General features: G+C 41.0%; 17 protein-coding genes. 2 read left to right on the plus strand and 15 right to left on the minus strand.

Going from position 1 to position 21,886, the window contains the following annotated elements; genetic code table 11:
• Positions 1 to 134 precede the first annotated feature (134 nt).
• From lgt to O3603_RS00025, 5 genes are all read right to left on the minus strand, one after another.
• Complete coding sequence (lgt, locus tag O3603_RS00005; RefSeq protein WP_371519363.1) at positions 135 to 977, minus strand: prolipoprotein diacylglyceryl transferase; 843 nt, start codon at positions 975 to 977, stop codon at positions 135 to 137.
• Positions 978 to 995: 18 nt separating this feature from the next.
• On the minus strand, positions 996 to 2,099 hold the full coding sequence (ychF, locus tag O3603_RS00010; protein ID WP_371519366.1) for a redox-regulated ATPase YchF: 1,104 nt from the start codon (positions 2,097 to 2,099) through the stop codon (positions 996 to 998).
• Positions 2,100 to 2,268: 169 nt separating this feature from the next.
• Positions 2,269 to 3,333: a ribonuclease III gene (gene rnc, locus O3603_RS00015; RefSeq protein ID WP_287315330.1), complete on the minus strand. Its 1,065-nt coding sequence runs from the start codon at positions 3,331 to 3,333 to the stop codon at positions 2,269 to 2,271.
• Positions 3,323 to 4,585: a beta-ketoacyl-ACP synthase II gene (fabF, locus tag O3603_RS00020; protein ID WP_009434334.1), complete on the minus strand. Its 1,263-nt coding sequence runs from the start codon at positions 4,583 to 4,585 to the stop codon at positions 3,323 to 3,325. Before fabF ends, rnc begins: the two co-directional genes overlap by 11 nt.
• A 90-nt stretch (positions 4,586 to 4,675) precedes the next feature.
• Positions 4,676 to 4,912: an acyl carrier protein gene (locus tag O3603_RS00025; protein WP_004347843.1), complete on the minus strand. Its 237-nt coding sequence runs from the start codon at positions 4,910 to 4,912 to the stop codon at positions 4,676 to 4,678.
• Between the two features lie 930 nt (positions 4,913 to 5,842).
• Between O3603_RS00025 and O3603_RS00030 the strand changes: the two genes are divergently transcribed.
• Positions 5,843 to 6,448 carry a DUF4254 domain-containing protein gene (locus tag O3603_RS00030; protein WP_009434364.1) on the plus strand — a complete coding sequence of 202 codons (606 nt, stop codon included), beginning with the start codon at positions 5,843 to 5,845 and terminating at the stop codon, positions 6,446 to 6,448.
• Between the two features lie 325 nt (positions 6,449 to 6,773).
• Positions 6,774 to 9,434: a DNA mismatch repair protein MutS gene (gene mutS, locus O3603_RS00035; RefSeq protein WP_371519371.1), complete on the plus strand. Its 2,661-nt coding sequence runs from the start codon at positions 6,774 to 6,776 to the stop codon at positions 9,432 to 9,434.
• Between the two features lie 1,044 nt (positions 9,435 to 10,478).
• Here the strand turns inward: mutS and O3603_RS00040 are convergent.
• The 10 genes from O3603_RS00040 to O3603_RS00085 all read right to left on the minus strand — a co-directional run bounded on the left by O3603_RS00040 (position 10,479) and on the right by O3603_RS00085 (position 21,769).
• Positions 10,479 to 11,075 carry an aminotransferase class IV family protein gene (locus tag O3603_RS00040; protein WP_371519374.1) on the minus strand — a complete coding sequence of 199 codons (597 nt, stop codon included), beginning with the start codon at positions 11,073 to 11,075 and terminating at the stop codon, positions 10,479 to 10,481.
• A complete protein-coding gene (locus O3603_RS00045; RefSeq protein WP_371519377.1) occupies positions 11,059 to 12,048 on the minus strand; it encodes an aminodeoxychorismate synthase component I in 990 nt (329 codons plus the stop codon). Before O3603_RS00045 ends, O3603_RS00040 begins: the two co-directional genes overlap by 17 nt.
• Positions 12,049 to 12,094: 46 nt before the next feature.
• A complete protein-coding gene (locus tag O3603_RS00050) occupies positions 12,095 to 12,733 on the minus strand; it encodes an NAD(P)H-binding protein (RefSeq protein ID WP_371519379.1) in 639 nt (212 codons plus the stop codon).
• A 56-nt stretch (positions 12,734 to 12,789) separates the two neighbouring features.
• Entirely contained in the window at positions 12,790 to 13,854 is a 1,065-nt protein-coding gene (locus tag O3603_RS00055; protein WP_287315324.1) for a sensor histidine kinase, read from the minus strand.
• Positions 13,855 to 14,037: 183 nt separating this feature from the next.
• A complete protein-coding gene (locus O3603_RS00060; protein ID WP_371519381.1) occupies positions 14,038 to 15,972 on the minus strand; it encodes a 4-hydroxy-3-methylbut-2-en-1-yl diphosphate synthase in 1,935 nt (644 codons plus the stop codon).
• Between the two features lie 125 nt (positions 15,973 to 16,097).
• On the minus strand, positions 16,098 to 16,604 hold the full coding sequence (gene purE, locus O3603_RS00065) for a 5-(carboxyamino)imidazole ribonucleotide mutase (RefSeq protein WP_287315322.1): 507 nt from the start codon (positions 16,602 to 16,604) through the stop codon (positions 16,098 to 16,100).
• Positions 16,605 to 16,647: 43 nt separating this feature from the next.
• Positions 16,648 to 17,265: a hypothetical protein gene (locus O3603_RS00070; protein WP_155715081.1), complete on the minus strand. Its 618-nt coding sequence runs from the start codon at positions 17,263 to 17,265 to the stop codon at positions 16,648 to 16,650.
• Between the two features lie 29 nt (positions 17,266 to 17,294).
• Positions 17,295 to 18,809, minus strand: coding sequence for an RNA polymerase factor sigma-54 (gene rpoN / locus O3603_RS00075; protein WP_371519384.1), 1,515 nt, complete (start codon positions 18,807 to 18,809; stop codon positions 17,295 to 17,297).
• 48 nt (positions 18,810 to 18,857) lie between these two features.
• Positions 18,858 to 19,505, minus strand: a complete 648-nt coding sequence (locus O3603_RS00080) for a hypothetical protein (RefSeq protein WP_155715025.1) — start codon at positions 19,503 to 19,505, stop codon at positions 18,858 to 18,860.
• An 86-nt stretch (positions 19,506 to 19,591) separates the two neighbouring features.
• The gene (locus tag O3603_RS00085) at positions 19,592 to 21,769 is read right to left on the minus strand and encodes a TonB-dependent receptor domain-containing protein (protein WP_371519386.1); all 2,178 of its coding nucleotides are present in this window, start codon (positions 21,767 to 21,769) and stop codon (positions 19,592 to 19,594) included.
• Between the last annotated feature and the right edge of the window lie 117 nt (positions 21,770 to 21,886).

Here is a 21,886-nt window from a genome sequence, read left to right on the forward strand (position 1 = left end):
TATAAAGAAGGTTGTTTCTTGTTTTATAGAACAGTGTTTATTATAATAGGAAAAGGCATAAAAAAGACTGTTCCAAATATCAACTATGGTGTATTTAACCGATAGATTGATATTTAGAACAGCCTTTCTGATAGTTATTCTTTTATTGGTTTCGCTTTAAAAGAGTGCCTGATAGCTCCTAAACCTATTATAATGAACGGAATACTAAGTATCTGTCCCATATCAATAGGGAGACCTGCTTCGAATGTTTCTTGCACCTCCTTGGTGTATTCAATGAAGAATCTAAAGGTGAAGATAAGCGTTAGGCAGAGACCGAAAAAGAGTCCTGTACCCACTTTCTCAGGGTGGCGTCTATATATAAAGTATATGATTGCGAAGAAACAAATGTATGCTATCGCCTCATAGAGTTGTCCTGGATGGCGTGGATAAGTATCAACTTTATAGAAAATAAACGCCCATGGTACATCAGTAACCTTACCGATTATCTCTGAATTCATAAGGTTTCCAAGGCGAATAAACGTTGCCGTGAGCCCTGAAACAATCCCAAAGAAGTCGAGAACAACCCATGTTGGCATCTTCATACGGTGTATGTAAAGGGATAAACCAATGAGCATTCCAATGACACCACCATGTGATGCGAGTCCTTGATAGCCTGAGAAAGTCCATGAACCATTAGCTAAATGCTTGATAGGGACGAACATTTCGATGACATGATCCCATGAAGTAAGGAAGTATTCGGGCTCATAAAAGAGACAATGACCCAATCTTGCACCTGCAAGAATGCTTATGAACATGTAAAGGAAGAGTGGTTCAAACTTCTCATCAGGGTAATTATGGCGTTTATAGAGCCACTTCATCATGAAGAAGCCGAGTGCTAAACCCACTAACCAACACATTCCATACCATCGAATACCAGCTGAACCAATATGTATGAGATACTCGTCTGGTCTCCAAGCAATATAAAGTAACGTATTCATAGTGATGTGTGTTATTGCTTATACATTGAATCGGAAGTGCATGATATCACCATCTTGTACAACATACTCCTTACCTTCTATGCCTAGTTTACCTGCTTCTCTGATAGCTGCCTCAGAGCCATATTTAAGGTAATCTTCGTATTTGATGACCTCAGCACGTATGAATCCCTTTTCAAAGTCGGTGTGAATAACACCTGCACATTGTGGTGCTTTCCATCCTTTATGGAATGTCCATGCCTTCACCTCCATCTCACCTGCAGTGATGAAAGTCTGTAAGTTGAGGAGATGATAAGCCTTATTGATAAGACGATTCACACCACTTTCTTCCAAACCAAGCTCTTCGAGGAACATTTGCTTATCCTCATAACTATCGAGAGAAGCTATGTCTTCCTCTGTCTTAGCAGCTATAACCATTGCTTCTGCTCCCTCTTCAGAAGCAATCTTCTCAATCTGTTTGCTGTATTCATTGCCTGTCTTTGCGCTAGATTCGTCTACATTGCAAACATAAAGGACTGGCTTAGTGGTTAAAAGGAAGAGATCGTGTGCTGCTTGTTGCTCTTCTTTGCTTTCGAACTCAACGCTACGTGCATTCTTACCCTGCTCTAGTACTTCTTTATAAGCTTCTAGTACAGATACAAGGATCTTAGCATCTTTATTGCCAGTAGCTGCAATCTTCTGTTGTTTTGCTAGTTGTGACTCTATCGTTTCAAGGTCTTTTAGCTGCAATTCAGTATCAATAATTTCTTTATCTTCTATTGGATTAACAGCCATACCACCTTCTCTTACAACGTTATCATCCTCAAAACAACGGATAACATGTATGATGGCGTCACATTCGCGGATGTTACCAAGGAACTTATTACCGAGTCCTTCACCCTTAGAAGCACCCTTTACAAGCCCTGCAATATCAACAATCTCGCAGGTAGCAGGAACGATTCTTCCTGGATGAACAATCTCTGCTAACTTATTGAGACGTTCGTCTGGAACGCTAATTACACCGAGATTCGGTTCGATAGTACAGAACGGGAAGTTAGCTGCCTGTGCTTTGGCACTGCTTAGACAGTTGAAAAGAGTAGACTTACCAACGTTTGGTAGTCCTACTATACCACATTTTAATGCCATGTTCTAATAAACGTTTATATCTTTGATGCAAAAGTACATAATTAATTCGAGACTAGCAAATAGGTAGTAATGATAGGTTCGTAATGGTGTTAGAGCTGGTATTTTAAGATAAATGAAAAGACGATGATAATTGACTATCATCGTCTTTTCTTTTATTAAAGTATGATTTTTACTCTTCGAAGGCTTGTGATTCTGCAGCAGCAATAATACTCTCTTTGTCTATTTTTTGTGAATGAGATATACCCGAAAGATCGAATTCTTCATCTTTAGCTTCTATTACTTCTTCCTGTAAAGTAGTATTCTCTTCAAGCTTTTTATTGTCTGCGGCGGATACCTTTTCATCAAATACTTCTGTGTGGAAAGGTGTTTCCTGCTTTTCTTTTTCTGTATCTGAACTTACGATGAAACTCATGTCTTGCGATGTTTCAGGTACATTTAAGACGGGTTCTTCTTCCATCTTTGTGCGGTTAGCCTTAGCTGAAAAGATCTCTTCAATGAACTGTGGTTCACGACGAAGACGCTGAAGAGTGAGTTTAGCAGCCTCTTGTTGTCCTTCTTTCTTTGAGTATCCACGACCCTCACCACATGCGATCTCTTCCATAAAGACTTGGAAGTGGAAAGTAGGACTGCCTTGTTTGTCCTTCTCATGTTCGATGAGTCGGAACTCCATATTGACCTTATTCTTCTGGCTCCATTCGATGAGCTTTGACTTAAAGTTCACTTCTTTATACGCCACCTTATCTATATTGATGAGTTCACCAAGAATCTGCTTTCTCATAAACTCCATGCAAGCATTGTAGCCATGATCGAGATAAAGTGCCCCAACAAGAGCTTCAAACGCATTTCCTCCCATATAACTATTGTGAGAAGAAGAGTGCCCATTAGAGAGAATCAACTGATTGATTCCCATCTCTTTAGCCAACCTGTTGAGTGTATCACGTTGTACTATCTTGGAGCGTGTATTGGTAAGAAAACCTTCACGCTTATATGGGAAATGCTCGTAAACAATGTCGCCAACAATAGCATCAAGTATTGCATCGCCGAGAAACTCGAGTCGTTCGTTGTTTACAGGCTTTCCCTTTGCATTACGACGTGCTATACTCTTGTGCAAAAGAGCAGTCTTGTAATAATCAATATTGTGGGGAATAAAGCCAATGATATGGTACAAAGACAAATAAAGCTCCTTCTCCTTGCGGAAAGGGAGCTTTATTCTATCAACTATATTATTCAGCATATTTCTTGAATATGACACAAGCATTGTGACCACCAAAGCCGAAGGTGTTGCTGAGTGCAGCACGAACTTCACGTTTCTGAGCTTTGTTGAACGTGAAATTTAAGTTGTAATCCAGCTCTGGATCATTATCATTTTCTTCGTGATTGATAGTTGGAGGAACTATATCATTCTGCACTGATAATACGCAAGCCATGGCTTCTACAGCACCAGCAGCACCGAGTAAGTGACCTGTCATACTCTTTGTAGAAGATATGTTGAGCTTATAAGCAGCTTCACCAAATAAAGCTTTGATAGCCTTAGCCTCTGATATATCACCTACAGGAGTTGAAGTTCCATGAACATTGATATAGTCAATATCCTCTGGCTTTAAGTTTGCATCATTCAAAGCAGACTGCATTACAAGTTTAGCACCAAGTCCCTCTGGATGAGAAGCAGTGATATGATGAGCATCAGCTGATTCACCTTCACCAACCATCTCTGCATAGATCTTAGCACCACGAGCCTTTGCATGCTCTAATTCTTCGAGTATCAAACAACCAGCACCCTCTCCCATTACGAAACCATCACGGCTTGCTGAGAATGGACGAGATGCGTGTTCTGGATCATCATTGCGTGTTGAAAGTGCATGCATAGCATTGAAACCACCTACGCCACAAGCACAAATAGCTGCTTCTGCACCACCACTAACAATGATGTCAGCCTTTCCTAAACGAATCTGATTAAATGCTGATGCTAATGCATTAGTAGATGAAGCACATGCAGATGTCGTTGTGTAGTTAGGACCATGGAATCCAAAGTGGATTGAAATCTGTCCTGCTGCGATATCAGCAATCATCTTTGGGATAAAGAATGGATTGAATTTAGGACCATTCTCAGGGTGTTGTGCATAATAGCTAACCTCGTCTTCAAAGGTTTTGATACCACCAATACCTACACCATAGATAACGCCAACCCTATTTTTATCGATTTTCTCCAAGTCAATGGCTGCATCCTTAACACCTTGTATAGCACTAATCATTGCTAATTGAGTGTAACGATCAAGTTTGCGAGCCTCCTTACGATCAATGTATTCGTTGATGTTTAGGTTCTTAACCTCACATGCAAATTGGGTCTTGAACTGCGTTGTATCGAAATGTGTAATAGGTGCAGCACCACTTTTACCTGCCAGCATATTCTGCCAAGTCTCCTCAGGAGTGTTACCTATAGGAGTGACGGCACCAAGACCTGTTACAACTACTCTCTTTAATTCCATGCGTTGAAATATAAGTTAAAACAAGTAACCTAAAAAAAAGCCAAGCAAAACAAAGTGCTTTGCCTGGTGCTTTTTACATATAGGCTAAACTTACTTAGCGTTCTCCTCAATGTAAGAGATTGCATCGCCAACAGTAGCAATCTTCTCAGCCTTATCGTCTGGAATAGAGATACCAAACTCTTTCTCAAATTCCATGATGAGCTCTACAGTATCCAAAGAGTCTGCACCAAGATCGTTTGTGAAGCTTGCCTCTGGCTTAACCTCTGCCTCGTCAACACCAAGTTTATCTACGATAATAGCCTTTACTTTTGATTCAATTTCTGACATAACTGTAAGTTTTAAATTGTTTAATATTGATTTCTAAATTCTAAAATGCGCCTGCAAAGGAAATATAAATTTTCCATGTATGCAAGTTTTTGATGTAAAAAAGCACTTAATTATGCACAACACCCTATGGTTTGTGCATGTTTTTCTATGATTTATCACTTTATCTTGCGTCTCTTCAAATAATTATCTCATATCATTCAAATATTACTTATATTATAAGGTAAATTACTTTCAACCTTTCTTTTGCTTAAATTCTCTACATGAATCATGCGATAATAACTTATAAAGATAAGTTTATTCTCTATTCAAAAAACTTGTGTATGGACTCAAGTTGGTTTGAAAGTTAGTTTATTTTTATGACCTTTACATATAGAGCTAATTTCGTTTAAATTCTATAGAAACTTGAGTTTATTTTTAATTTTATTTGCTGTCATATTTAATATTTGTAGTAATCTCCTATTTATCAGATGTTTACAGTAGATAAGCATGTGATAGTGATGATAGGAAAATTAAATCAACTTTTATTGATATAGTTCTTATGTGTTGCTTTTTAGACTTATTGTTATGTTCTTTTCTTGTATCAATACCATTTACATCTATCATATATATGAAATGTGAACATGCTATATGTAAGATGTAGATATGCTCTTTTCAATATCTAGAGATGCTTTTCTTGTGCAAAGAAGAGCCTTTGTTAATTAGTAAGCAAGGCTCTCTAATATTCTTAATAGTTTGCTAGGTTATTGATAACTATCCTCTTATAAGCATGAGAGAATTGTTATCTACCTTATATAAAATATGCTCTTGTTATAGTTTTTGTATCCAACTCCTCTTTCTTTCAAGTCTAGTGACGTTAAAAACGTCCGTTTTATTTTGTGCTTTAAGTATTTTGCTTTATATTTGCACAATAAACAAAAAAGTAATAACCGAATGTCATTTACAGAACATTGTAACGAGATCTTTAATCAAGCTATTCGTGATTATCATGTCACAGATAATGTTGATACCCCGATTAATAATCCTTATGACAGAGAGTCGATAGAGAATCGACTCTATTTGAAATGCTGGATTGATACTGTTCAATGGCATTTCGAAGATCTTATCCGTGACCCACATATCAGTCCTGAAGATGGTATGAGTCTCAAACACAGAATAGACCGTTCAAATCAAGATCGTACTGATCTTGTTGAACAGATAGACTCTTATTTCCGTCAACTCTACTCTGATATAACGCCTTTACCAGATGCTACTATTAATACAGAGAGTCCTGCGTGGGCGGTAGATCGCCTCTCTATCCTTGCATTAAAGATATATCACATGAAGGAGCAGACCGAGCGTAAAGATGCATCAGAGGAGCATATTAAAAAGTGTAAGTCGAAGTTGAATATCCTTTGTGAGCAACAGAAAGACCTTAGTTTGGCTATTGATCAGTTGCTTGATGATATTCAGCATGGACGAAAATACATGAAGGTTTACAGGCAGATGAAGATGTACAACGATCCTTCAACGAATCCGATACTTTATAAAAAGAAGTGATGATATATTGAAAACCTTTCCTTTAACATAGGAAAGTTTTTCTGTTTATAAACCACCCTGCCCCACTCTCATTTCCTAAGATAGTTCTTTTTTATTATTGCTATAAGTCTTTTAAATAGATTGTAGAGCTGTCTTTATTTTAAAAAGTCCCTTCAAACGAGGTTAGATATTTATACCTTATAATTATATAAGGTCTACCTTTAACAGCTTCTTTGTATTAGTAAAGTTTGTTAATGGTTCATTTATTTGGGCTTTCATAGTCTTTTTTGTACTTTTGTAGACCTTAAAAGGATATAAGAAAAGACTAAAAAAGACGCAAATAGTTATGGTAAAAGATGACAAGGGACTAACCCCAATGATGAAACAGTTCTTCTCGATGAAGGCACAACACCCTGATGCAATGTTACTCTTTAGGTGTGGTGACTTCTATGAAACCTATGGTGAAGATGCAGTGGAGTCAGCTCGTGTACTTGGTATAACCCTTACTCGTCGTAATAATGGGGGACTTAGCGGTTCTATAGAGATGGCTGGTTTTCCTCATCATGCCCTTGACACCTATCTACCTAAGCTCATCCGAGCTGGTAAAAGAGTTGCTATTTGTGATCAACTAGAAGACCCTAAGAAGAAGCGAGAGGCTATTAAGGGCAAAAAAGGCTTATCCGCAATGGATAAGATGGTGAAACGTGGTATCACAGAGTTGGTTACTCCAGGTGTAGCCCTTAGTGATAACGTACTGAACTATAAGGAGAATAACTTCTTAGCAGCACTTCATTTTGGTAAAAGTGCATGTGGTGTCAGTTTCTTGGATATATCAACTGGTGAGTTCCTAACGGGTGAAGGAACCTTTGACTACGTCGAGAAGCTGTTTGGAAGTTTCCAACCTAAGGAGGTATTGTTCGATCGTTCGAAGCGAAGAGACTTCGAGCGTTACTTTGGAACACGCTTATGTACGTTTGAGATGGACGATTGGGTCTTCACTGATCAGACTGCTCGTCAAAAGTTACTAAAGCACTTTGGCACTAAAAACCTTAAGGGTTTCGGTGTTGAACACTTGTCTAATGGTGTGATAGCAGCAGGTGCTATCTTGCAATACCTTGATATTACACAACATACACAGATAAATCATATCACCTCATTAACGCGTATTGAAGAGGATAAATACGTACGAATGGATCGCTTTACAGTTCGTTCTCTAGAACTGGTAGCCCCTATGAATGAGGGTGGATCGTCTCTTCTTAATGTCATCGACAATACTATCACCCCTATGGGTGGGCGTATGCTGCGACGTTGGGTGGTCTTTCCTTTGAAAGATGTAGCGGTTATCAACGAACGATTAGACATCGTTGATCATTTCTTCCGAGCCTCCGATTTTCGTAACAACATTGATGAACAGTTCCACCAGATGGGTGACTTAGAACGAATCATATCTAGGGTAGCTGTTGGAAGAGTCTCTCCACGTGAGGTGGTACAGCTGAAGAATGCTTTAAAAGCTATCGAACCAGTGAAAGCAGAATGCCTTTCTACGAATAATAAGTCGCTGAATAGGATAGGAGAACAGTTGAATCTCTGTGCGAGCTTACGTGATCGTATAGAGAAAGAGATCAATGTTGACCCACCACAACTAGTCGCTAAAGGGGACGTGATAGCGTCTGGATATGATAAGGAATTGGATGATTTACGTTCAATTCGTGATAATGGAAAGCAGTATCTACTTGAGATACAAGAGAAAGAGATTGCACAGACGGGCATAAGCTCGCTTAAGGTGGGATTCAATAATGTGTTTGGTTATTACTTAGAGGTGCGTAATACCTTTAAAAATAAGGTTCCTGAAGATTGGATTCGTAAGCAAACACTGGCACAAGCAGAGCGTTATATCACACCAGAACTTAAGGAGTATGAAGAGAAGATACTGGGTGCTGATGAGAAGATATTGGCTCGTGAGGGGCAACTCTTCATGGAGTTAATTCAAGATATGCAGTCTTTTATCCCACAGATACAGGTTAATGCCAACCTTGTGGCACATCTCGACTGCTTGTTATCATTTATGAAGATAGCCTTACAACAGCATTATGTGCGCCCGACAGTGGATGAGTCTGATGTCCTAGATATACACCAAGGGCGTCATCCTGTTATAGAGACTCAGTTGCCAATAGGCGAACAGTATGTTCCTAATGATGTCAAGTTAGATACCGAACATCAGCAGATTATGATGATAACGGGTCCTAATATGGCTGGTAAATCAGCCCTTTTACGTCAAACGGCACTGATAGTTCTCTTGGCGCAAATAGGTTGTTTTGTTCCTGCAGAGCGTGCGCATATTGGTATAGTAGATAAGATTTTCACACGTGTGGGGGCTTCTGACAACATTTCACTAGGTGAGTCAACCTTTATGGTAGAGATGACTGAGGCTGCAAATATCCTCAACAATGTTACGACACGTTCGTTAGTTCTCTTTGACGAGTTGGGTCGTGGCACCAGTACATACGATGGTATAAGCATTGCATGGGCGATAGTTGAGTATCTACATGAGCACCCTAAAGCACAGGCTCGAACGCTCTTTGCGACCCATTACCATGAATTGAATGAGATGGAGAAGAACTTCTCTCGCATCAAAAACTATAATGTATCTGTGAAAGAGGTAGATGGTAAGATTATCTTTCTTCGTAAGTTAACACGAGGCGGAAGTGAGCACTCTTTCGGTATTCATGTTGCTGAAATCGCTGGTATGCCACGCTCAATAGTAAAGCGGGCAAACGTTATTCTAAAGGAGTTAGAGGCTGATAATTCACAAGTGGGAAGTGTTGGTAAGGCTGCTATCGAGCATTTGGAGAAGAGTAGGGAGGGCGTTCAACTCTCTTTCTTCCAGCTTGATGACCCTGTACTTACGCAGATTCGTGATGAGATTCTAGGGCTGGATGTCAATAACTTGACGCCTGTTGAAGCCCTTAATAAGCTCAACGACATTAAGAAGATACTGAACGGCTAGGTTCGTGATAAGCCTTTATTATATGTGCCAATACATGCAGGTTTTGTACAAACTCACGTGTATTGGCTTTTTTATGTGTTATAGTTTGATGAAAAATAGGGGTAGGATCACATTTATAAGAAACCACATTAATAGAAAGGCAGCCATCACAGGCTCACTTCCCCATACTGTTTTCTTAAAGTGTTTGAGTACTCGTTCTGCCCTGTTGTTACGTTCGTATAGTTTATCAATGAAGTAGCATGCAGTTACAACGATAATCAAAATGCCTATACAAAAGCCCCATCCTGAGTTTATTATAGGTATATTTAGCTTGAAGGATAAAATCATCAAGGGTATAAGAAGAGGCAGGCAAATCATCATAGGACCATCTATTCGACCTGTGTACTTCTGTTCTCCGACATAATAAAGATAATCAATAAAGTGGTAATGTATCTTCTTTTGCGGTATTCTCATAGGATGAAACTATCTATATTATCAGATGTTACGATTGTACGAAACTATCTGCCTGATTCGTAAATATGCTCTTGTTGCATACAAGGACAAATATAGCTATTTTGTAATGGACAACAAAATCTTTATAAGATATTTGTATTGCAATACCAAAAAAACATAAGATTTTTGTATTCTGGGGCTTTTACTACTTTCTAGCTCATGGTTTCCTCCTTTCTTCTTTACTTGTTATTCTGTTCTATTTGTATGTTTTTAAGTCTGCTGCAATTATCTTTCTTTCTGCAATACAGGCTCTGTCTCTTCTCTTAAAAATGCCATATAGCAATGCAGCTAATAGGCTTGTATAAGATATGAAAAGCCTTTTAATGATAGCGTAAAGGCTTATTTATATCATAGATAGACTCTTTGATAATTAAAGAATAGACTAATAATAAATTATAAATAGATTGATAATAGTTATTTTTTAGTTTAATAATTTAATTAAAACAGGGTTTCTTTGTGAACAGACAGGCGTTTCTAATGATTTAATAGCTGGTGTGCAGTAGGATAGGGGAGGCTCTTCTTGTATGGAAAAGAGCCTATATCTCTAACGTTCTAACCTATGATCTTGTTTACTGGTAAGACCACCTCGCCGAGTTCCATCATAGCATTGAAGAGGCTAATCTGCTTGTAGTTAGGGAGGTCGGAAACGAGGAGCTCACGCTCTTGTAGTAGTCCTCTATCCAGCAAACTCTGCCTCATTGTACCTCGAAGGAGTGGGGTAGAGGGTGTAAACCATTGTTTGCCATCATAGAGAGCCACGTTTGTATAAGAAGTATCAGTGATGTGGTTATTGCGAATAATCAAAATATCGTCACATTCGCCTTGCTTTTCTTTGAGTTGATTAAGGGCAGACCGATCCACACTCTTGTATCTGTAATCAATGTCGTTAGCCGTGACAAGACGTAAGGAGTGTATTTCTTTGCGTGTGTAAGGCGTACAGCTAATGTCATGAATACCAGCCTCATCATATACAAAACGCAGCTTAGCAAGCCCTGAAGGAGCCTTTATAGCCTTGAAAACATCATTAAGGAGTAGGGGAGTAGGCTGTCCGAACACCTCTAATCGTGTTTTGTTCATTCGCTGCTGATGGTATGCAAGGTTGCAGATGTGCCCATCCACAACCCTTAAAGACTCAATATATTGGCACATAAACCTTTTCTATTACCTCGTTGTATTCGTCATCATTATTGCTCTGAGCCGTTATGCCGCCTCCAGCCTTATAGTAGTAATGCCCTTGCTCATCCTCATCTATGAAGCGAATCATCACTGCGCTATCCAGAGAACCATTGCTGTAACAACCCATCACACCCGTATAGAAGTCTCGTTCATAGCCTTCCGCCTCATGGATAATCTCCATGGTTCGACGCTTCGGAGCACCCGTTATTGATCCAGCGGGCAGTAGACGGAAGAACAAACTACCAATTTCTTCTCTGTAATTAGCAGCGAGTTGTCCTGTAATCTCCGAACTCGTCTGCAATATTTGTCCTTTATTTGTCGCCAAATGGTCGATGTATCGATAGCGAGAAACGCTTATCTGATTGGCAATCATACCCAAATCGTTGCGGATAAGGTCGACAATAGTGGCGTGTTCTGCCGCTTCTTTCTTGTTATTCATCAGTTTTCTCCTTGCGTCGGGGATGTTGGCATCAATCGTTCCCTTCATCGGATAAGAAGAGATAACGCCCTTTTCATTGATACGAACAAATATTTCGGGAGAGAAACAGACGAACTTTCCCTTCATCCAACAGCGATATAACGCCTTTGAACGTAGGAAGATGTCATGCAAAGAGAGGTTCGTTTGGATGGGAATCTTGCATGTTAGGTTGGCAAGATAGCTATCTCCTTTTCGTTCGTAATGCTTGATAAGGTTGATACGTGGCTCATACTCTTCTCTTGTGAGGGCTTCGATATGCCATTCAACAGCCTCTTGGTCGTAGGATTCGTTTGTTGGAATGTTGTTAAAAGAGGGAAAGGAACATAATAACTCCGTAGGATCTATATCACAAGTTTCGGCTATGTATGCTCCATTGGCTTCATAGTTAATGATGAAGACAAAGTCTTTATTCTCTTTTGCTAGTCTGTTCATGCACTCTATGGCAGACTCCCTATTGTATAATCTCATGCCCTGTTTTTCTTTGGAATAGTCTTGTGTTGTATGGAAAGAATCGCTATTTATCCATGGAAAACATATCTTTTGCCTCAAAGACACCTGATTGTTTGCTCTTTGCCAATTCAATCATACAATGTGCTACAAGCTCTGTTTTCATGGGGCGTTGGCTCATGAAGAGCCCGAAGCGATTGAGATATTTAAAAACAGAAACAGCTATTTTCTCACTCGTCTTAGTGGTGTTCTTGCGTATTAACGAGGGTGGTCTGAGGATGGAAATCTGCTGGTAAGGTAATTGATTAACAGCTTCCTCTAGTTCACCTTTCATCCTTGGATAAAAGAAATGAGCCTTTGGATTTGCCATAGCAGCCGATACGAGGACGTAAGCCTTTACTCCCTGTTCTGCAGCAGTGCGTGCGAATTGATATTGATAAGTGTAGTCTACCTTGTATTGAGTGTCCTTTGAGCCAGCAGTCTTGCGTGATGTTCCCATGCAAGAGAATACGATGTCGCCATGAATCTGTAGTCTCCAATTATCCGGTTGGTCAAAGTCAACGATGTGCGTCTTTACTTTCTTATGCTGAATCCCTGCATCTCTTCTTACGAAGAGGTCAATCTCTTCAAACGTGTCATCGCTGATGAGCTGCTGAACAAGGTCTTTTCCTACGGCTCCAGTAGCTCCTAATATGATAGCTTTCATACTTTGTTTTTATTGTTCATATTGGTTATTTGCACTCAAGATATAGCCTTCTTTTATTATTTATAAGGTGTGATTGTAATCTTGGTGCGGTAGGTATTGCGGTCAATTACCTGTTGTATCGTATAGTGTTCGGGGTATATTAACTCTAACCGACGGCACATATTCTCTAGTCCAATGCCTTTCCCACTCTTGTCAGTGGCGTTCTTTGGATAGTTACTATTCTCTGATAAGAAGATGATGTCACCATTTTCTTCAATGATAGAGATGTGTATAAACGATGGTTTACTTGCACTGATACCATGTTTAAAAGCGTTTTCAACAGGCGTAAGGAATAACAATGGGGCTATTACTAGCTGTGAGTTCTGAATTGTGAACTGGCTGGTTATCTCTACATTAGCCCCCGAACGAAGGCGCATGAGGTTGATGTAGTTCTTGATAAAGGCTATTTCGCCTGTTAAACTCACCTCTTTTGGTTGCGTAGCATACAATGTGTAGCGTAATAACTCTGATAGTTGACCTATCGCCCGTTGTGCATTTGCAGGGCTAGTCTGCGTTAGTGACGCTATATTGTTTAGTGTATTAAAGAGGAAATGAGGGTTAAGTTGGTTCTTCAACCAGGCTAGCTCAGCCTCTGTCATCTTCTGTTTCTGTTCTCTTAGCTGTCTTTTCAATGCGTTGTGACGGATATAATACCGCACAAAGATGGCTGCTACGACCATAGCATAGTTGAGTATCATCCATAGAACACCGAACTGATAGAATCCAATTCGGGTGGTTTCGGAGGGCAGTGTGGTGTTATATATATTGAAAAACTGCTTGTCCCAGAGGATAATAAACACTAAGTTGATAATCCAGAAAGTCCATTGTTTGATTCTATCTTTTGCTTCGAAGAAGTAAGGAACAAGTAGATAGAAATTGATCATGAAGACAATTAAGAGCAAGAAGAGTACTAAGGCGTTGATGCGAATTGACTCTTGAATGGTGTTGATATCATGTTCTAGGAGCATGGTAACCAATGTCCAAATGGAGACAAGAGCTGCATATACGCCTACCTGTGCGCCTAATATAGATAGATTGTAGCGTCTCAGGTGTTGTATCATAAACCTCTTTAGTACCTTCATGATGCAAAGATAGACTTTTAAAAGGAAAGATACAAGCGTTTAATATACTACCTTTTTACTTTATCAACATTATTACTATTTTTAACACATACGCCTAATTTGCTCTATACAAGTGCCTTATACATGATGAATTCATTACAAAAAGCCCCTTTCAAGGGGCTTCTCTTGATGATGGGATAGCTATTACTTATTCTTTTCTGCTTGGTCTGCTCTGATCAAAGCAAGTAGATGCTCGACCGCTTCCTCTTCTGGTATATTATGTTCAACACACTCTTGTTTACGATAGAGACTCACCTTCTTTGGTCCAGCACCAACGTATCCATAGTCGGCATCAGCCATTTCTCCTGGTCCATTAACGATACATCCCATGATACCCACTTTAAGTCCTTTCATGCCTTTAGTGGCTTCTTTGATGCGAGCAATGGTGGTTCTGAGGTCGTAGAGGGTACGTCCGCAGCCCGGACAAGAGATGTATTCGGTTTTAACCATGCGTAATCTGCCTGCCTGAAGGATAGCGAAGGCAGTCTGTTCCACATCTTCCTGTGACAAATCTCCATTGTTCATGAGCCATAAACCATCGGTGAGTCCATCCATCATGAGTGCTCCCATGTCTGCAGCAGCTTCTAGTTGGAATTGCTCTTTGGGGCTAACTATTAACGAAGCAGGCGTATTGGCTGGTTGTGTCGGTGCATCTGTCGTAGAGTGTTGATACATCTGTGCGAAGATAAGAGGGTTCTTCACCCCTGCAATCATCAGTTGATGAGCCAGTGCGCGTTGGTCTCCAAGGCGGTTCTGATGGTTAGTCATGCAGATAATAACCACTTCTGGATGAGCTTTCAAGCATGCTAAGAACTCCTCGGAAGGTGTTCCAAACTTCAAAACAAGGAACTTCACATCCTTATTAATTGCACTGATGAAAGGCATACCAGTAACTGGAAAGATGGGATAAACGTTCTCCAACGATTGACAACCACTATTGGCAAGATTCATATAGGCATCATAATCGAGGATATACCTTTGCTTCTTCTCTTGTTTCTCTGGTAGTTCGCCCTGCACATAGATATAGTCTGGACTTGGCAACTCGGCTGATGAAACCTCAACAGCAGCTTGTTTAGGGTGACGAGTAGCAATGACAACGGGCACGTTATCGCCTCCTATGTTACCAGCAGGCACCGTCTTACGACGTACAGGACGCAAATAATCAAAGCCAGTATAGGCTTCGCCAGGGATAAGAAGATGTTTCTCGTGACGGCGAATGTACCATGCAAGGTACTTGGCAACGGGTATCTCACATTCAGGTTCCTCACTTAACGATACGCGAATGGTGTCTCCTATGCCATCAGCAAGCAATGCGCCAATACCAACTGCACTCTTGATACGACCGTCTTCACCCTCTCCAGCCTCGGTAACACCTAAGTGTAATGGGTAAGTCATGCCCTCCTTCTCCATTTCGGAAACTAATAATCGGACAGAGCGAACCATCACTACGGTATTAGAAGACTTGATGGAGATAACGACATCATGGAAGTTATACTTGCGAAAGATGCGTAGGAACTCCATACAACTTGCCACTATGCCCTCCGGAGTATCGCCATATCGATTGCGAATGCGGTCTGATAAGCTACCATGATTTACTCCTATGCGTACTGCCGTATGGTTTTCTTTACAGATATTGATGAATGGAACGAGTCGATCCTCAATCTTCTTCAACTCCTGCGCATACTCTTCATCAGTATATTCAAGCTTTTTGAATGTTCGAGCAGGGTCCACATAATTACCTGGATTGATGCGTACTTTCTCTGCATAGAGCGCTGCTACGTCTGCAACATTCGCATTGAAGTGAACGTCGGCACACAGAGGTGTGTTGTAACCAGCGGCTCTTAACCCAGCATTAATATGTTGTAAGTTCTCTGCCTCACGCTTTCCTTGTGTGGTAAGGCGCACAAGTTCGCCTCCAGCATCAATGATTCTTTTGGCTTGAGCCACACTCCCTTCTGTGTCATCAGTGGATGTTGTGGTCATAGACTGTATACGAACTGGATTCTCACCACCGATGTTCAATGCCCCAACATGGGCTACGGTGGTCTTCCTCCTGGCATAGTTAAATAAATCAATCATTGTCTTTTATCTTCTTAATTCATACCCCATCACTCAAAACTCATACCTCTTTCTATGCTTAGTAAGCAATTCTAACAATCATGAAGGATGAGTTTTGAATGATGAGTTACGGCTAATAAAGTTGCTTAGCACTTATACTTATAGTCCTGAATGGCTGCTAGTTCCTTATTAGCCTTCTCTATCTTCTGTCCTAAAGACGCCTTCCAGGTTTCGATCTTTTGTGCAATAGCATCGTTACCAAGCGCTATCATCTCTGCAGCAAGTATCGCCGCGTTCTGTGCGCCATTGACTCCTACGGTTGCAACAGGTATCCCTGGAGGCATTTGAATTATCGATAACATCGCATCGAGACCATCAAGCATACCCTTGATAGGCACTCCGATGACTGGTAATGGGGTTGATGCGGCAATGACACCAGGTAAGGCTGCTGCCATACCAGCACCTGCGATGATTACTTTTACGCCTCTTCCCTTAGCTTCTTTAGCAAAGGTTTCAACAGCATCAGGCGTTCTGTGTGCTGAAAGAGCATTCACTTCGAAAGGAATCTCTTGCTGTTCTAACCACTTACAAGCCTTTTCCATTACTGGTAAGTCGCTTGTCGAACCCATGATAATACTAACTAATGGCTTCATATTTAATTCTTGTTTTAGATGAGTTGATGCTTATCTCGTTTACTTATAAGTTTATAATCGTAAGGAAGGAACTGATGATACCAAGGAAGAAACCCGATGTCACTTGTTCTAAAGAGTGCTGTCTTAGAATCATCCTACTGCTTCCAACCATTCCAGAAACTATCAGTGTAAGGCATAGCCACCACATTGGATCAAAGTTATACATCAATGAGAAGGCTATCAAAGAACCTGTTACTCCACCAATAGCTGCCGTATGCGTCGATATTTTCCACCATATATTAATGATGGCGCAGAGTATCTGTATGACCAGAGCAACGATGAGTATTGAGGTCAGCATGTGCGGTAGATGAAGTAAGTTCATGATGTAGAAGCACGTAAAATAGCACACAATGGATAATATATAAGGTACTACTCGCTTCTCTTTCTGCCCTAATTGTATAGGAGTCCACCCCTGATACTGACGGTAGAGATGGATAAGAACGGTGGGAAAAAGCACTGTAAAGGCATAAACCAATAGGATATAAGAGAGCTTAGCTTGCCACGGGAACATGCTAAGATAGCTGAAGGTAAAGATAGCAAGAATGCCTACTACGGGCAAGTAAAAGGGTGTGAGCACCATACTCACTACTCTTGCGGTTAATATAATATTCTTTTCATTCATCTTAAATGGCTCTTCTAATACCTTTACTATCATTCTTTTCTAAGCCTTGCAACCGGTAAGCCCAGTTGTTCTCGATACTTAGCAACAGTGCGCCGAGCAATCGGAAAGCCCTTTTCCTTTAGTTGTTTTGCTAATGCGTCATCGCTGAGAGGCTTACTCTTATCCTCTTCCTTGATTAGATCTCGCAGTGCTATCTTGATCTTCCGAGTAGACATTTCCTCGCCATCAGTGGTTGTGTAGCTATCAGAAAAGAAGAACCTAAGTGGGAAAGTGCCCCACTTTGTTTGCGCATACTTGATGTTGCTCACTCGAGAAATCGTCGAGATATCCAGTCCGGTGCGGTCAGCTATATCCTTAAGAATCATTGGCTTCAATTCAGCCTCATCCCCGTCTTGGAAGAATTTACGCTGAATATCAATGATGGCACGCATTGTTACTTGTAGAGTATGGCGTCTTTGCTTCACCGCCTCGATGAATCCTTGTGCCTTATCAACCTTCTCTTTGGCATAAAGCAAGGCTTCCTTCTCTTGTCGATTCATACCTGCTTTATTGTTCCGATAGGCTGCCAGCATCTCATTAAAGCTCGGTGAGACGTGTAACTCTGGTAGATTACCATGATTAAGACTAAAGGTAATGGTGCCATCATCCTCTGTCTCGATGATAAAGTCAGGTGTTATCTGTTGTAGGTTACGCCCTTGTGTTTCGCCCATAGACGCTCCCGGCTTTGGATTTAACTTGCGTATCTCCTTTTGCAAGGTCTCCACTTGAAGATCAGAGAGCTCCATTACAACCTTAATCTTATCCCAATGCTTCTTCGTGAAAGCATCGAAATGGCGTGCGAGAACCTGTTTCACATATTGATATAACTGTCCGTCGCGTTGCCACTCGCCGTTTTCAACCTTTCGTTCTACTTGCAGTAACAAACATTCCTGCAAACTTCTGGCACCTATACCAGCTGGATCAAAGTCCTGCAATAGCTTTAGTACATCCTCAATCTCTTGTGTTGTAGCGTCAATACCATGGTAGATTGCAAGTTCATCACTGATGGTGTCCAAGTCTTTCCGCAGTAGTCCATCGTCGTCCAAACTACCAATAAGATACTCCAGAATATCCCTTTGCCGTTCAGTTAGCTCCAGTTCGCCCACTTGCTCATTGAGTTTATCGATAAAGGAAGTGGTATCTCCGTAAACAATCTCCTCATAGTCTGCATTGTTGCGTTGCTGTCTTGAATCGTAAGTCGGCAAGTCGTCATCCGATTGCATGCGTTCCAAAGCAGAGTCAAGGGCGTCTTGTCTCTCCTCACGTTCCTGTTGTGAGTCGAAATCATCGTCCTCTCTCTGTTCTACGGAATCGTTTGTATCAATGCTATCAGACTCCTCTCCACCTGCTTCTAACGCTGGGTTATCATCTAACTCGGCGTTCACAGACTCTTCCAGTTCGGTGAGTGGCATCTCTAAGAGCTTCACTTGCAACATTTGTTGCTGTGAGAGACGCTGCACCTGTTGCTGCTTTTGGGTCTGAATCTGTACTTGTTCTTGTGCCATTACTATACCTGAATTACGCTACAAAAGTACTAAAAAAAAGCATGAAAATCACTGGAAGTAATCTTTTAATTGTGCAGCTAGGGCAGAAAGTCTATCTGGGTTATCATTACCATATCGGTTCCATATATCCTGACAAGGCAATAACAGGGGCGTAATCATTAGGTCATCACGATTGAGATAAGGGTCACAAAACTGGAATACATCCATTACCTCCACCACAGAATGGGCTTTTATCTTCATCAACTTAGCCATTTCTCGTATCTCGGGAGTCTCTTCTACCATCGTGATAGGCGTCAGTCGGAAGTAAAGATCTAATATTATCACGAGCATGAAAGGTCTCAATTCATTATAACCATCTATTGGGAGGAAGTCATGCTCAAATGTTTCTCTTAGTTGCACACCATTATAAAACTCCTTCGCTTTGCCGAATCCCTTCATTGAACGCAGTTTCTTCACATCCTTATTGAGCTTGCGTGTGTTCTCAGCGTAGGTTTCCCAGATAAGTTGTAACACTGGCGTGTCACGGTGGCGCAGCTTGAATTGCTGTTCATAGAGGCTCTTTGGCGGTATATGAAGTTCCAAACTAAGCTCTACCAACGCATGGGAATACATTGGCTTCATGCCCTCCGGCTTCTTTAAATACAGCTGGAGGAGGAGTAACCAGTAGTCGTCAGACCATAAGGGATGTGTTGCCATATATAGAAAGGAGTATCTTTGTTTTTCGCAAAGATACTCCTTTTTATATTAATAAGCAAATTTTTGCTCACTTCTGATAGCCCTCTTTATTGCTTCATACCACCCACTAAGTCATCATTCTTTATGCTCCTCGCAACTTTCTTCACGTTTGCACGCAGCTTTCCGAAGTTCCATGAGAGGCTAATGCCGAACTCTCTTGGCTTGCCCCAAGACTTCTCTTGTCCTATAAAGTCGCCTTTCACGGTACGCGTGTTATACTCCTGTCGTTTCGTGAAAGGCATTTTGCTATAAAGTGTAAGGGTAAGTTTATCTTTGAGGAAACGTCTGGTAAGATTGAATACATAGTTGTTCCAGCGTTCTCCATATAGGTAAGGCGTATATACAGGGCGTCCGAATTGCACAAAAAGGTTCGCCTCGAAAGTCAATTTCCATGGTAACTTCTGTTCCACAGCGAAGTATATATCCCCCCAACAGCCCCTGTTCTGTATCGCAGGAGAGGGGATGCTGATCCGTGAATAATTAACCGAACCATTCAAACTAAGGCTCGTTCCTGTGAAAGGTTGCCATTGCATGTAAGAAGAGACACCCAGACTTCTCTTCTTCATAACGTTATCGTATGTTGCAACAATATCCTGTCCATCAGTGTAACGGGTTCCTGTTATATCGTTATTAGTGAAGGTGTAATAAGGAGTGAAGCTCCATGTCAGTTTTGGAGTGATTAATGTATAGGTCATTTGGAGCTTCTGGTTATGACTACTTCCTAAGTTGGCATTACCATAAGATACATAGTTTGGTGTGCGAACAACAGCTGGATTGAGGTAATGGATACCGGGTCTATTGATGCTTGTACTATAACTGAACTTTAGCGTTTGGGCGTCTGTTATCTTGTATTGAACGCTTGCGGAGGGCACCCAGTCATGGAGATTGGCATGGAAACTGGTTGCGCTTCCATCTGGAAACTCGGCTTTCATGTAGCTATACTCATACCTCAAGCCAGCTCGAGCAGACCAATTACCAGCCGTAAAGAGGTAAGACAGATAGGCAGCAGCCACCTGTGTGTTATGCTTAAACTCCTTGTCTTCGTTCGGCATAGAGCCTGTGTAATCTGTACGTGTATGACTATTATTGTTACGAAGGATGTATTTTAGACCGCTTTCGAGCTTATGCTGTTTACCAAAGGGGCGCACGTAATCCAGTTGGAAGGTGTGTTCAGTGAATCGCTCACGGGAGTGTAAGTCACAAGCAGTGTAGTTGAAAGGTGCATTCACAAGGTTACTTAACTCTATACGAGTAGTCCTCCGATGGCGTGTAGCAGCCAACATGTAAGACAGTGTGAGCACTTCTCCATCCAAGTGAGTCTTGTGCTGATAGTCTAATCGCCCTCCGATGTTGAAATAAGAGAAGTGAGGTATCGTTTTGGATTCGTCATATTGATAGAGAAGATGGTTGTTCTTGTCCCATCGTTTATAGTTTGATATAGGCGTATTGCCCGCCTTATAACCGAAAAGAGAGGCCGATGCAGTCAAGAGATTCAGTGAGTCAAGCTCATAGCTGGCACTGACGTTACCGATATGAATATCCCCACTCGTGGCGTGGTGTCGCTTTTCAAGAGATCTCTCACCCGTCTTGAGGTATGTAAACGAGCTTTCTTCCGTCATCTCCGTTTGCTTCCCTGCCTGATAAAAGTCCGTGTAATTGATGGTAGTAGTGAGCTTTCCCACCTGCGTAGTGAGCGATGTTCCAAGTCCAGTAGAGCCGTATGAACTTACGTTTGTATGTATATTGCCTGATAATCCTTGCATACGTACATTGCTCATCGTTACGATGTTGAGTATAGTTGACGTCCCTTCGGCATCATACTTAGCACCGGGATCGGTGATAACCTCAATCCTCTTGATGGTAGAAGCAGGCATTGCTTTCAGTATCTCTTTGAGACTTTGCCCTGCAAAAGCAGGGTCGGGGTGCCCGTTCTTATATACTTTGAAGTTTGTAGAACCTTGTACTTTGATATTGTCCTGACCATCAACAGTGACGAAAGGAACCTTTTTCAGCACCTCTAACGTGTTCTTCGTCTGTGCCGTCACATCGTCTTTCACGTTGTAAGTCAGCTTGTCAATATCATTCTTAATCAGTTGTTTTTGATGCGTCACAACGACTTCTTTCAACTTTTGTGTCTTCGTAGTGTCGCTCTTAGTGGCTTCTTGTGCCGATAAAGAGGTTGTCAGGAAGAGGATTATTGATAGTAGGATGGCGTTTCTTTTCATAATGGTATCCTTTCCAAGATATAGTTAATAATCGGAGACAAAGATATGTTTTTTCTTTCAACTTGTCAATAGTTACTACTTGTTTTTTACGTCTTTTAATATAAACAACCAGCCTCA

The organism is Prevotella sp. 20925_1_30 (genome assembly GCF_041433025.1).
GTDB classification, from domain to species: domain Bacteria; phylum Bacteroidota; class Bacteroidia; order Bacteroidales; family Bacteroidaceae; genus Prevotella; species Prevotella vespertina.